The sequence below is a fragment of the Geodermatophilus sp. SYSU D00703 genome (assembly GCF_054050155.1).
In genome coordinates, this window is sequence record NZ_JBJGYU010000008.1 from 22,958 (window position 1) to 35,778 (window position 12,821).

The 12,821-nt window shown below is 74.2% G+C and carries 11 protein-coding genes; 5 read left to right on the top strand and 6 right to left on the bottom strand.

The genetic code is table 11. From position 1 onward, the window contains the following. Positions 1–49: 49 nt before the first annotated feature. The gene (locus ACI782_RS10570; RefSeq protein ID WP_456908863.1) at positions 50–937 is read right to left on the bottom strand and encodes a Gfo/Idh/MocA family protein; all 888 of its coding nucleotides are present in this window, start codon (positions 935–937) and stop codon (positions 50–52) included. A gap of 2 nt (positions 938–939) precedes the next feature. Beyond that, the gene (gene upp, locus ACI782_RS10575; RefSeq protein WP_456908865.1) at positions 940–1,563 is read right to left on the bottom strand and encodes a uracil phosphoribosyltransferase; all 624 of its coding nucleotides are present in this window, start codon (positions 1,561–1,563) and stop codon (positions 940–942) included. A 74-nt stretch (positions 1,564–1,637) separates the two neighbouring features. On the opposite strand from upp, the gene deoC reads away from it, so the two are divergent. The 4 genes from deoC (at position 1,638) to ACI782_RS10595 (ending at position 6,528) form a co-directional block, all read left to right on the top strand. Next, entirely contained in the window at positions 1,638–2,633 is a 996-nt protein-coding gene (gene deoC, locus ACI782_RS10580; RefSeq protein ID WP_456908867.1) for a deoxyribose-phosphate aldolase, read from the top strand. Between the two features lies 1 nt (position 2,634). Beyond that, positions 2,635–4,083 carry an aldehyde dehydrogenase family protein gene (locus tag ACI782_RS10585; protein WP_456908869.1) on the top strand — a complete coding sequence of 483 codons (1,449 nt, stop codon included), beginning with the start codon at positions 2,635–2,637 and terminating at the stop codon, positions 4,081–4,083. A gap of 73 nt (positions 4,084–4,156) precedes the next feature. Next, positions 4,157–5,029 carry an aldehyde dehydrogenase family protein gene (locus ACI782_RS10590; protein WP_456908871.1) on the top strand — a complete coding sequence of 291 codons (873 nt, stop codon included), beginning with the start codon at positions 4,157–4,159 and terminating at the stop codon, positions 5,027–5,029. Positions 5,030–5,100: 71 nt separating this feature from the next. Continuing rightward, positions 5,101–6,528: a hypothetical protein gene (locus ACI782_RS10595; protein WP_456908873.1), complete on the top strand. Its 1,428-nt coding sequence runs from the start codon at positions 5,101–5,103 to the stop codon at positions 6,526–6,528. A 176-nt stretch (positions 6,529–6,704) separates the two neighbouring features. Here ACI782_RS10595 and ACI782_RS10600 read toward each other — a convergent pair whose 3' ends face one another. Together ACI782_RS10600 and ACI782_RS10605 are read right to left on the bottom strand one after the other, a co-directional pair. Next, positions 6,705–8,237: a DEAD/DEAH box helicase gene (locus tag ACI782_RS10600; RefSeq protein ID WP_456908875.1), complete on the bottom strand. Its 1,533-nt coding sequence runs from the start codon at positions 8,235–8,237 to the stop codon at positions 6,705–6,707. Positions 8,238–8,467: 230 nt separating this feature from the next. Beyond that, positions 8,468–9,544, bottom strand: a complete 1,077-nt coding sequence (locus ACI782_RS10605; protein ID WP_456908878.1) for an adenosine deaminase — start codon at positions 9,542–9,544, stop codon at positions 8,468–8,470. Positions 9,545–9,861: 317 nt separating this feature from the next. Between ACI782_RS10605 and ACI782_RS10610 the strand changes: the two genes are divergently transcribed. Next, positions 9,862–11,046 carry a serine hydrolase domain-containing protein gene (locus tag ACI782_RS10610; protein ID WP_456908880.1) on the top strand — a complete coding sequence of 395 codons (1,185 nt, stop codon included), beginning with the start codon at positions 9,862–9,864 and terminating at the stop codon, positions 11,044–11,046. 23 nt (positions 11,047–11,069) lie between these two features. Here ACI782_RS10610 and ACI782_RS10615 read toward each other — a convergent pair whose 3' ends face one another. After that, positions 11,070–11,891 (bottom strand): ABC transporter permease, encoded by an 822-nt coding sequence (locus ACI782_RS10615; protein ID WP_456908882.1) that lies wholly within the window; start codon positions 11,889–11,891, stop codon positions 11,070–11,072. Continuing rightward, positions 11,888–12,793, bottom strand: a complete 906-nt coding sequence (locus ACI782_RS10620; protein WP_456908884.1) for an ABC transporter ATP-binding protein — start codon at positions 12,791–12,793, stop codon at positions 11,888–11,890. The genes ACI782_RS10615 and ACI782_RS10620 overlap by 4 nt, the downstream gene beginning before the upstream one ends. Between the last annotated feature and the right edge of the window lie 28 nt (positions 12,794–12,821).

The window sequence follows — 12,821 nt, forward strand, 5'->3', positions numbered from 1 at the left end:
CGGTCGTGCACCACCGCAACAGCGGAGGGAACACCGCAGGAGGATCGACTCAGTCCGACACCGGCTCCCGGCAGCCAGACGCCAGGGCCCGCTCCGCCGTCGCCAGCACCGCGACCACCTCGCGGGCGAACCCGACGTCGCAGGGGTGCGTACCGCCGGTCATCGCCGCCTGGCCCAGCTCCTCGACCGCGGCCGACATCGCCTCGACCGGGTGCTCTGTGTCGGGCAGCAGGACCACCCGGCCGGCGTCCCCGTGCACGTAGAACTCGATGCCGGTCGACATCGGCGCCACGGTGTGCGACAGCGTCACTGTCGACGCCACGCCCGCGGAGTGCTGCAGCACCAGGTGGACGGTGTCCCCCGCGCCGCCGCCGGCCTGCACCGAGGTGACCGGCCCGAGCGCGGGCAGCAGCAGGGACAGCGCGTGCGGACCGATGTCCCACAGCGCCCCGTGCTGCCGGCGCCAGGCCGAGTCGAACGGGCTGCCGGCGAGCGCGCTCAGCCACGTCCCGGAGCCGCCGGCCAGCATGGTGCGGCCCGCCTGGGCCAGCCAGCTCGACGTCCCGGCCTGGAAGCGGAAGGTGAAGAAGACGACCGAGGCGACCCCGGAGGAGCGCACCGCCGCCACCACCCGGTCGGCCTCGGCGACCGAGAGCCCGATCGGCTTCTCCAGCAGCAGGTGCTTGCCGGCGGCCGCGGCGCGCTCGACCAGGCCGACCTGCACCGACGGCGGGACGGCGATCGCCACCGCGTCGACCTCGGCGAGCAGGGCGTCGAGGTCCGCGTACCCGGGCACCTCGAAGGCGGCGCCGACGGCCTTGGCCTTGGCCAGGTCCCGCCCCCACACGCCCACCAGGGACGCCGTCGGGTGCTCGGCCAGCGCCGCCGCGTGGACGGTCTGCGCCCAGTGGCCGGTGCCGAGCACGCCGAAGCGCACGCTCACACCGCCCCGAACTGCCGGTCCCCGGCGTCGCCCAGCCCCGGGACGATGTAGGCCTTGTCGTTGAGCCCCTCGTCGACCGAGGCGGTGAACACCCGCAGCGGCAGTCCACTGGCCTCCAGCCGCGCGAGGCCCTCCGGCGCGGCGAGGGTGCAGAGCACGGTGATCGAGGTGGCACCGCGCTCGGTCAGCAGCCCGCAGCAGTGCACCAGCGAGCCACCGGTGGCCAGCATCGGGTCCAGGACGAACACCTCGCGATCGACCAGGGACGACGGCAGCGACGCCATGTAGGCCTCGGGCTGGAACGTCTCCTCGTTGCGGGCCAGCCCGACGAAACCCATCTGCGACTCGGGGAGCATCCCGTGCGCGGTGTCGGCCATGCCCAGCCCCGCCCGCAGCACCGGCACGATCAGCGGCGGGGCGGCCAGCCGGTAGCCGGTCGTCCCGGTGACCGGGGTGGTGATCGGCTCCTCGGCCACCTCCAGGTCGCGGGTGGCCTCGTAGACCAGCATCTGGGTGAGCTCGCGCAGCGCCGCCCGGAACGCGGCGTTGTCGGTCCGTTCGTCGCGCATGCGGGTGAGGCGAGCGCGGGCGAGCGGGTGGTCCACGACGGTCAGCTGCACGCGCGCCACCGTATCGGCCGGGGCCAGGCCACCGTGTCGGCCAGCGGAGATCGACCTCGGGGGAGAATGCCCACATGACCCACGTGCTCGACCCCGACGCCGTGACGGCGGAGACCCCGCCGCGGCGCGAGCCCCTGGCGCCGTTCAGCGACGTGACCCGCTCGGACGCCGCCTTCCGCGCCTTCCTGCACGGCCTGCCCGGTGTCGACCAGGTCGGCGCCGAGGCCCGTGTCGGCGTGCTCGGCACGCGGTCGATCAAGACCACTGCCAAGGCCTGGGCCATCGACACCGCGATCTCGATGGTCGACCTCACCACCCTCGAGGGCGCCGACACCCCGGGCAAGGTCCGCTCGCTCTCGGCCAAGGCCCGGCGCCCCGACCCGACCGACGCGTCCTGTCCGCAGGTCGCCGCGGTCTGCGTCTACGGCGACCTCGCCGGCATCGCGGTCGAGGCGCTCACCGGCACCGGCATCCACACCGCCGCGGTCGCCACCGCGTTCCCCAGCGGCCGGGCCAGCCGAGCGGTGAAGCTCGCCGACGTCCGGGACGCCGTGGCGGGCGGCGCCGACGAGATCGACATGGTCATCGACCGCGGGGCGTTCCTGGCCGGTCGCTACCTCGACGTCCACGACGAGATCGTCGCGGTGAAGGAGGCCTGCGGCACCGCCCACCTCAAGGTCATCCTGGAGACCGGCGAGCTGGTCACCCTCGACAACGCCCGCCGCGCCTCGTGGCTGGCGATGCTCGCCGGCGCCGACTTCATCAAGACCTCCACCGGCAAGGTGTCCCCCGCCGCGACCCTGCCGGTGTGCCTGGTGATGCTCGAGGCGGTCCGCGACTTCCGCGCCTCCACCGGTCGCCAGATCGGCGTCAAACCCGCCGGCGGCATCCGGACGACGAAGGACGCCGTCAAGCACCTGGTCCTCGTCAACGAGGTCGCCGGGCCCGACTGGCTCTCCCCCGACTGGTTCCGCTTCGGCGCCTCCAGCCTGCTCAACGACCTGCTCCTGCAGCGGCAGAAGCTGCGCACCGGCCACTACTCCGGCCCCGACCACGTGACGGTGGACTGAGATGAGCACTGCCTTCGAGTACGCCCCCGCACCGGAGTTGCGGTCGATCGTCGACGTCGCGCCGTCCTACGGGCTGTTCGTCGACGGCGAGTTCGTCGACGGCAGCGGCGACTCCTTCAAGACGGTCAACCCGGCCACCGAGGAGGTCCTCTGCGAGGTCGCCGAGGGCACCGCCGCGGACGTCGACCGCGCCGTCCGCGCCGCCCGGCGGGCGTTCACCCGCGTCTGGGGCCCGATGCGCCCCGCCGACCGCGGCAAGTACCTGTTCCGCATCGCCCGGCTGCTGCAGGAGCGGGCCCGGGAGTTCGCAGTCCTGGAGTCGCTGGACAACGGCAAGCCGATCCGGGAGTCGCGCGACGTCGACGTCCCCCTGGCCGCGGCGCACTTCTTCTACCACGCAGGCTGGGCCGACAAGCTGGACTGGGCGGGCCTCGGGCCCGGCCCGCGGCCGCTGGGCGTGGCCGGCCAGGTCATCCCGTGGAACTTCCCGCTGCTGATGCTGGCGTGGAAGGTCGCGCCCGCGCTGGCCACCGGGAACACCGTCGTCCTCAAGCCGGCCGAGACCACGCCGCTGACCGCGCTGCTGTTCGCCGAGGTCTGCCGGCAGGCCGACCTCCCCCCGGGCGTGGTCAACATCGTGACCGGCGCCGGCGACACCGGCCGGGCGGTGGTGGAGCACGACGACGTCGACAAGGTGGCGTTCACGGGGTCCACCGAGGTCGGGCGGTCGATCGCCCGGGCCGTCGCCGGCACCCGCAAGTCGCTGACCCTGGAGCTGGGCGGCAAGGCGGCCAACATCGTCTTCGACGACGCACCGATCGACCAGGCCGTCGAGGGGATCGTGCAGGGCATCTTCTTCAACCAGGGCCACGTCTGCTGCGCGGGAAGCCGGCTGCTGGTGCAGGAGTCGGTCCACGACGAGGTCATCGCGAGCCTGCAGCGCCGGATCGGCACGCTGCGGGTCGGCGACCCGCTGGACAAGAACACCGACATCGGCGCGATCAACTCCGCCGAGCAGCTGGCCCGCATCCGCGAGCTCTCGGACATCGGCGAGGCCGAGGGGGCGCAGCGCTGGCAGCCGGCCTGCGAGCTGCCCGACCGCGGCTTCTGGTTCCCGCCGACGGTGTTCACCGACGTCTCCCCCGCCCACCGCATCGCCCGCGACGAGGTCTTCGGGCCGGTGCTGTCGGTGCTCACCTTCCGGACGCCGGACGAGGCGGTCGCGAAGGCCAACAACACCACCTACGGGCTGTCGGCCGGCGTCTGGACCGAGAAGGGCTCGCGGATCCTGAGGATCGCTGACCAGCTGCGCGCCGGCGTGGTCTGGGCCAACACGTTCAACAAGTTCGACCCGTCGTCGCCGTTCGGCGGCTACAAGCAGTCCGGCTACGGCCGGGAGGGCGGCCGGCACGGGCTCGCCGCGTACCTGAAGGGAGCGAACAGCGAGTGAGCACCGCAGCGAAGGCCGGCGAGCGAGGAGCGGAGCGAGCGCGGAAGCGACCCGTGGGCACGGGTGCTGACCGGTGATCGGCAGCGAGCGGCTCGCCGTCCGCAAGACCTACAAGCTCTACGTCAACGGCACCTTCCCCCGCTCGGAGTCGGGGCGCACCTACGAGGTCACCGACACCAAGGGCCACTTCCTCGCCAACGCCGCCTGGGCGTCCCGCAAGGACGCCCGGGACGCCGTCGTCGCCGCCCGCGCCGCCTTCGGCAAGTGGTCCGGGGCCACCGCGTACAACCGCGGCCAGGTGCTGTACCGGGTGGCCGAGGTGATGGAGGGCCGGCACGCCCAGCTCTGCGAGGAGGTCGCCGCGGGCGAGGGGCTGTCGGCCGCCAAGGCCCGCGCCGCCGTCGACGCCGCCATCGACCGCTGGGTCTGGTACGCGGGCTGGACCGACAAGCTCGGCGCCGTCCTCGGCGGGGCCAACCCGGTCGCCGGCCCCTACTTCGACTTCTCCCTGCCCGAGCCCACCGGAGTGGTCGCCGTCCTGGCGCCGCAGCGCTCCTCGCTGCTCGGGCTGGTCAGCGTGCTGGCCCCGGTGCTGGCCGGCGGGAACACCGCCGTCGTCGTGACGTCGAAGCAGCGCCCGCTGCCGGCGGTCACCCTCGGCGAGGTGCTGGCCACCAGCGACGTCCCGGCGGGCGTGGTGAACCTGCTGACCGGCGACGCCGGCGAGCTGGGCCCGTGGCTGGCCGAGCACGACGACGTCGACGCCGTCGACCTCACCGGCGCCCCGGCCGCCCGCGCGATGGAGCTGGAGCGGCTGGCCGCGGGCAGCATCAAGCGGGTGCTGCGCCCGCCGACCGAGGAGCCGGACTGGTCGTCCGACCCCGGGCTGACCCGGCTCACGCGCTTCCTCGAGACGAAGACCGTCTGGCACCCCATGGGCATCTGAGAGGTCCCCCGCCGAGGGCCGTTCCCGCACCTCACGAACCCGGAGGTGCGCTCCCGGGGGGACCGGGCAGGATGTCCCCCGTGGCAAGGCCCAGCATCGTCCCGATCGCCCTCACCCTCGACGACCGCACCGGCTTCACCCTGTGGGCTCCGCCGTGGGAGGAGGACGGCGAGGAGTGGCAGGCGTTCCTCGGGACGTCCGAGGGCGACCGGGCCAGCGTCCACCTCTTCCCGACCCCGGCGGCGCTGGCGGCCTTCTGCCGGAGCCGCACCGACCACGACCTCGCCGACCACCCGGTCTGGCCCGTCGTCGTCGGCCTGGGCGCCGCCGATCTGACCCCGGACGACGACCACCGCTACGACCTCGACGGCGTCTACGACATCGCCGCGGAGAACCCCGACCGCTGGGCGGTGGAGGAGCTCGCCGCCACCATCGACATCGTCAGCCGGCTGGCCGAGTGCCTCGACGTCGCCGACGAGGACGAGCTCGACGACGAGCTCACCGACGAGGACGACGAGCGGGAGGTCGACGCCGACGTCGAGCTCGACCGCCGTCCGGACGCCGCGGTCGAGCGCGGCGGGGAGTTCGGGTCGCTGGCCGAGCTGGTCGGCCGCCCCGAGGTCGGCTCCCTGGGGCTGGGCGTGGACGCCTTCGTCGGCCGCTCGGGGGAGGACGCCTGGCTCGGCGTCGGCAACGCCCTCGACGAGCTGTGGGAGGACGTCCTCGAGGAGCTCGACGCCCACCTCGACTGGACCGGCGGCGGGACGGTCGCGATCGACGACTACCCCTCGGCCACGGAGTCGGAGGACGGCGAGGTCGGCGAGGAGCTCGCGGAGGAGTCCGAGGAGGCCGCGGCCCCCGCAGCTCCGGCGGCGCCGGCCGCCGCGCCCGTGAGCGCCATCGCCCGGCCCGGCCGGATCAGCGCGCCGCCGTCGGAGGTCGCGAAGGCCGCCGAGTTCTGGGAGGCGGTCGGCATCCTGCCGGTCGAGGTCGTCGTCCCGGACGGCGCCGGGCTGACGCTGCGCTGCTACGTCGAGGACCGCGCCCGCTTCCTGGGCCGCGACGGCGAGGTGTACGTCTTCTCCTCCCCCGCCGACCTCACCCGGTTCTGCGCCGGCACCGAGGAGCACGACCTGGCCGAGATCGCCTCCTGGCCGGAGGTGGCCGACACCGACGTCCCGCCGCTGCCGGCCGAGCAGGACCGCTACGACCTCACCGAGCTCGCCGACGTCCTGGCCGAGGTCGCCGACGGGGCCGCGGGTCTCGCCGACCACCGCGCGCTCGTCCAGCCGCTCGAGGGGGTCCGCGACATCGCGGAGTACGCCGGGCTCACCCGGGTCGACGAGCTGCTGCGCCCGTCCGAGCCGCTGGGCCGGGCGGTGGCCCGCGCCGAGCGGGAGCCCGAGGCCGTCCTGCGCGCCGAGGACGCCGCCGAGCTGCGGCGGCCCTGGGACGAGGTGGTCGCCCAGGTCAGCGGGGCGCTCACCTTCCGCGACTGAGAGGGGACCCCGTCCCCCCACCCCTCGCGAGCTCGGGGCGGTGCCCTGGACGGGGCCGCCCTGCCGCCCGCCACTCGCCAGCTCGCAGCGGGTCCCTGCAGGGGGCCATCCATCGCGCGACGACGGCAGCGGCCGGCCCCGGGGAACCGGGACCGGCCGCTGCCGTCGTCAGGTGCTCAGTCGGAGAAGTCCGCCGAGCGGCTGGGCCGTCGACCCTGGCCGCGGTAGCCGCTGGGACGACGGTCCCCGCTGCCGCGGCGCTCGCCGCCGGAGCGCTCGCCGTACGCGCGCTCGCCGTGGGACCGCTCCCCCGCCGGACGCTCGCCGTCCCGGCGCGGCCGCTCCCCGTAGGGACGGCGCGGCCGGTCGCCGTCGCGACGCGGGCGCTCGCCGTCGCGCCGCGGACGGCGGCCGCCGTGCCCGCCGGAGGGACGACGCGGCTCGCGCACCGGGCGCTCGACCGGCTCGACGTGCACGCCGCTGGCGACGAGCTCGGCGAGCGGGGCGTCACCCGGGCGGATCCGGCTCACGACCGGCTCGACGCGCGCCTGGCGGAACCGGCGCTTGGCCTGCCCCACCTGGTCGGGCAGCAGCAGCGACACGACCACGCCTCCGGCGCCGGCGCGCGCGGTGCGGCCCGAGCGGTGCAGGTAGGTCTTGTGGTCGGTCGGCGGGTCGTAGTGCAGGACCAGCGAGACGTCGTCGACGTGGATGCCGCGCGCGGCGACGTCGGTGGCGACCAGCACCGGGCTGCGGGCGTCGGTGAACGCCTCCAGCGCCCGGCGGCGAGCCGACTGCGGCAGCCCGCCGTGGATCGCCTCGGCCTTGATGCCCACGGCCTTGAGGTTCTCGGTCAGCCGGTCGACGCCCAGCTGCGTGCGGGCGAAGACGATGGTGCGGCCCGGGCGGGCGGCCAGCTCCTGGGTCACCGGCACCTTGTCCCGGAACGCCACGCTGTAGGCCAGGTGCTCCGCCGGCGGCGCGTCGTCGCCGGGGCGCTTGACCTCGTGGCGGGCCGGCTCCTTCAGGTAGCGGCGCACGAGGGTGTCCACCTCGCCGTCCAGCGTGGCCGAGAACAGCAGCCGCTGGGCGTCGGGGCGGGTCTGGTCGAGCAGCTCCTGCACGACCGGCAGGAAGCCGAGGTCGGACATGAAGTCGGCCTCGTCGATGACGGTGACCGCGACCTCGTCGAGGGTGCACTCACCCTGGCCGATGAGGTCCTGCAGTCGGCCCGGGGTGGCGATGACGACGTCGACGCCGCGGCGCAGCTGCTGGATCTGGCGGTACATCGAGGCGCCGCCGTAGACGGTGGCCAGCTGCACGCCAGTGGCCTGGCCCAGCGGGGCGAGGTTGTCGTGCACCTGCTGGGCGAGCTCGCGGGTCGGCACGAGGACCAGTCCGCGCGGGGCACGGCGGCCCCGCAGGACGTCCTCGCCGAGCCGGGCGAGCAGCGGCAGGCCGAAGGCCAGCGTCTTGCCCGAACCGGTGGCGGCCTTGCCGAGCACGTCCCGCCCGGCGAGGGCGTCGGGCAGGGCGGAGGCCTGGATGGCGAAGGGGTGGCGGATGCCGCGCCGCTCGAGCGCGGTCACCAGCGGCTGGGCCAGGCCCAGCTGGGCGAAGGTCGGGCCGGCCGGGACCTTGGGCTCCGGAGCGACGACCTCGGGGGTCTCGGGGGTGGTCTGGACGTCGACAGTGTCGAACGTGGTCATGCGGGTGTGGGACTCCGATACGACTCGGGCGCGTCCCGTGGTGGTGCGCGGACACCGGCAGACCGGCGTCCTCACTGGCGATCACGACGTCAGGAGACGCTGCTGATCTGCACGGATGCGCTCATGCCCGGACGGACCGTCCGGGAGGATGACCGGCGAGTGCCGGTCCACTCACGGTAGCAGCGCGGCGCCACCGGGGATTCCCGAGCGCGGGGTGGCCCGCGCCACCCTCAGCCGCGCAGGGCGGCGTACCCGGGGCGGACGACCTCGGCCAGCAGCCGCTCCCGCTCGCCGTCGGGCAGGAACGCGCCGGCCAGCGCCCGCTCGGTGAGCGTCTGGACGTCGTCCCAGCCCCAGCCGAAGGTCGCGGCGACGTCGGCGAACTCGCCGGTCACCGAGACCCCGCTCATCAGCCGGTTGTCGGTGTTGAGCGTGACCGCGAAGCCGAGCCGGTGCAGCCGGTCGACCGGGTGCTCGGCCAGCGACGGGTAGGCGCCGGTCTGCACGTTGGACGACGGCGCCACCTCGAGCGTCACCTGCTCGCTGCGGACCCGCTTGGCCACCGGTCCCAGGGAGCCGTCGACGGCCACCTCGTCGGCGATGCGCACCCCGTGCCCGAGCCGCTCCGCGCGGGCGCCGTCGAGCGCCGCGACGATGCTGTCGACGCCGGCGGCCTCCCCCGCGTGGATCGTGCGGTGGGCACCGGCCCGGTCGAGCAGCGCGATCGCGGAGGGGTGGCGGTCCGGCGGGAAGCCGATCTCGGGACCGGCGAGGTCGAACCCGACCACCCCGGCGTCCCGGTGGCGGACGACGAGGCCGGCCACCTCGTCCCAGCGGTCGTTCTGCCGCATGGCGCACAGCAGCGTGCCGACGGTGATCGGCGTGCCCGCGGCGCCCGCCTCCGCGCTGCCCTTCGCGAAGCCGTCCAGGATCGCCTCGACGGCCTCCTCGATCGGCGTGCCCCCCGCCGTGAGCAGCTCGGGTGCCATCCGCACCTCGGCGTACACGACGCCGTCCGCGGCCAGGTCGAGGGCGCACTCGCGGGCCACCCGCTGCACGGCCTCGGGGCGCTGCATCACCGCGACGGTGTGGGCGAACGTCTCGAGGTACCGCACGAGCGAGCCCGAGTCGGCGGCCTGCCGGAACCAGCGGCCCAGCGCGTCGGCGTCGTCCGCGGGCAGCGCCGTGTAGCCGAGTTCGTCGGCGAGCTCCAGCACCGTCTGCGGCCGCAGCCCGCCGTCCAGGTGGTCGTGGAGCAGGACCTTGGGCGCGCGGCGGAGGGACTCGGCGGTCAGCGGTGCGGGCACCCGGACATTGTGATCGGTCGATCGCGCTCCGCTCCCCCGGGGAGGGCACCTCACCGCGGCGGACCGGTCGTGGGGCCCCGAGGGGTGCGTGCAGAGGACCCGCCGAACTCCCCGTCGCTCGTCAGCCGGACGGCCCGGATCGCGTGGTCTGCGACTTCCAACACCGCGGCGCCGACTGGGACGCTCCTTGCGCCACCCCACTCCGAAGTCAGCGACCACGCCGGGTGGCACCGAGCCCGAAGGAGGGTCTCGTGATGATGCGGAGCAACAGGCGCGGGAGCGGAGGGCGCCAGCGACTCCTGGTGGCGGGAGCCACCATGGCCGTGCTCACCGTCGGGTGGGCGGTGCAGCCCGACGTGACCGCCGCCACCCCGGCTGACCCGCCGGGGCCGGCCATCGCGGACGTCGTCCGGAACGCGATGGCGACCGACCACCTCCGCGCGGTCATCGTCGAGGTCACCCGGGGTGACGAGGTCCTGACCTCGGAGGCGTTCGGCACGTCGATGGACGGCGTCCCGGCGACCACGGACATGCACTTCCGCAACGGTGCCGTCGCCTTCGCCTACCTGGGGACGCTGCTCATGCAGTTCGTGGACGAGGGCACGGTGGGGCTCGACGACACGATCGACCGCTGGATGCCGACGCTGCCCGAGGCCGACGAGGTCACGCTGGAGATGCTGGCGAACCAGACGACGGGCTATCCCGACTTCGAGACCGACCCGGCGTGGGAGGCTGCGTGGAGCGCGGATCCCTTCCACATCTGGACATTCGAGGAGCGGCTGGCCTACGCGTTCTCCCGGCCCGTGCACTTCGCTCCCGGGACGAACTGGAGCTACGCGCACACCAACTTCATGATCCTGGGCGAGATCCTCGCCCGGATCGGGGGGAAGCCGCTGGACAGACTCCTGAGCGAGAGGGTGCTCGCCCCGCTGGGCCTGGCGGGGACCACGGCGACCCTGACCTCGAGCATCCCCAGCCCAGTCCTGCACACCTACAGCTCCGAGCGCCGGGCAGCACTCGGCATCCCGTCGACGACGTCGTTCTACGAGGAGTCCACGTTCTGGAACACACAGTGGGGGACGCCGATCGGAGCCGATCAGACGACGACGATCGACGACATGATCACGACCGCGGTCGCGGTCGGCACCGGCTCGCTGCTGTCGGAGGCCAGCCACGACGCCATGACCGGCCCCCACCTGCTGGGCTTCGGGCACACGGACCCGGCGTGCGCGCCCTCCTGCTTCACCCAGGTCGACGGGTACAACTTCGGCCTCGGCGTCGTCCGCTCCGGGTCGTGGATCCTGCAGAACCCGCAGCTGGCGGGCTTCAGCGCGTCCGAGGCGTACCTCCCCTCACAGGGGATCGCCATCGCGGTGGCCGTCACGTACCTCCCCGCCGCGTTCGACGCACAGGGCAACTACCCGAACGCCGCGGACAGGCTGTTCCGTTCGATCGGAGCCGTGGTGGCACCTGACGACCCCCCTCCGGTTCCCGAGGGCTGAGTCACTCCCGCGAGCCCTGACGCTCAGTCGGTGCCGCGGTCCTGCCAGCGGAAGGTCAGGGCGCAGAGGACCAGGCCTGCGATGCACCAGAGGCCGAGCGCCAGCGCGACGGTGCCGAGCTCCCACGATCCCGCCGGCTCGCGGGCGGCCAGCTCGTCCGGGAGGAACACCGAGCGCAGGCCCTGCGCGAGCCACTTCACCGGGAAGACCGCGGCGACGTCCTGCAGCCAGCCCGGCACCTGGTCGAAGGGCATGAACACGCCGGAGACGAACTCGAGCACCAGCGCGATGGGGGTGACCGTCGCCGACGCCGACCGGCCGTTGCGGGCCAGCGTCGACACGACGATGCCCAGCAGGGTGCACGCCGCCGCCCCGAGGACCGACACCCAGGCGAAGGTCAGCCAGTCGCTGCCCGAGGGCAGGTCGATGCCGAACACGAGGACGCCGACCAGCAGGAGCAGCGCGATCGTCGCGACCGCCACCGCGAGCACCTGCACGACCTTGCCGGCGAAGTACGCGCTCGCGGGCATCGGCGTCCCGGCGAGGCTCTTGAGCGTGCCGTCCGAGCGCTCCGCGGCGATGTGGATCGCCATGTTCTGCAGACTGGCGCCGACGATGCCGGCGGTGATGACCCCGGCCATGAAGTACTGCGGGAAGTCGACGCCGGCACCGAGGTCGTAGTCGAGCACCGCGCCCAGGCCCAGCAACAGGATCACCGGGAAGGCGAGGGTGAAGACCACCGACTCGCGCTGGCGGAAGAACTCCTTGAGCTCGACGCCGGCGCGGGTCCGGTAGACCCGGCCGAACGACGGCAGCGCGGTGCGCCCGGGAGCGGCAGCGGTCACGAGTGGTCCCCGATCATCTTCAGGTAGACGTCCTCGAGCGTGGGCCGGTTGACCGACAGGTCGGGCACCTCGCCGGGGAAGCGGGTGGCCAGCTCCCGCACGAACGCGGTGGGCGTCGCGGTCTCGGCGGTGCGCCGGGTGCCGTCCTCGGTCCAGCTGACGACGGCGGGTGCGGTACCGCGCCCACCCAGCGCCGTCGGGACGGCGACCTCCGCGAGCGCGCCGCGGGCGAGGACGCCGACCCGGTCGGCCAGCGTCTCGGCCTCGTCGAGGTAGTGGGTGGTGAGCAGCATCGTGGTGCCCAGGTCGCGCAGCGAGCGGATCAGCGCCCAGAACTGCCGCCGCGCCTCGGGATCGAAGCCGGTGGTCGGCTCGTCGAGGAAGAGCAGGCGCGGGCGGCCGACGATGCCCAGCGCGACGTCCAGCCGCCGGCGCTGGCCACCGGAGAGGGTACGGCCGCGGGCCGTCGCCTTGTCGGTGAGGCCGACGAGTTCCAGCACCTCGTCGGGGTCGCGGGGCTCGGCGTAGTACGACGCCCGCGCCGTGAGCAGCTCGCGGACCGAGAGCTGGCTGTCCCCCGCGCCCGACTGGAGCACGATGCCCAGCTGTGCCTTCCACCGGCGTCCACCCTTGGCCGGGTCGACGCCGAGCACGCGGACGTCGCCGCCGTCCCGCTTCCGGTAGCCCTCGAGCACCTCCACCGTGCTGGTCTTGCCGGCGCCGTTGGGCCCGAGCAGCGCGAAGATCTCGCCGCGCCGGATGTCGAGGTCCAGGCCGTCGACGGCGGTGCGGTCCCCGTAGCGCTTCACCAGGCCGCGGACGGAGATGGCGGCGTCCGGGTCCAGGGGGTCGCCGGGCCGCGGCCTGCTGTCGGCCACCACGCGCGCGGACGTACTCGTCACGAGGAGACAGTCTCCCACCATGACATCG

Excerpts from the sequence above, each read along its gene's own strand:
- deoC (WP_456908867.1), top strand. The coding sequence starts at position 1,638 with ATGACCCACGTGCTCGACCCCGACGCCGTGACGGCGGAGACCCCGCCG.
- ACI782_RS10585 (WP_456908869.1), top strand. The coding sequence starts at position 2,635 with ATGAGCACTGCCTTCGAGTACGCCCCCGCACCGGAGTTGCGGTCGATC.
- ACI782_RS10595 (WP_456908873.1), top strand. The coding sequence starts at position 5,101 with ATGTCCCCCGTGGCAAGGCCCAGCATCGTCCCGATCGCCCTCACCCTC.
- ACI782_RS10600 (WP_456908875.1), bottom strand. The coding sequence starts at position 8,237 with ATGACCACGTTCGACACTGTCGACGTCCAGACCACCCCCGAGACCCCC.
- ACI782_RS10610 (WP_456908880.1), top strand. The coding sequence starts at position 9,862 with ATGGCCGTGCTCACCGTCGGGTGGGCGGTGCAGCCCGACGTGACCGCC.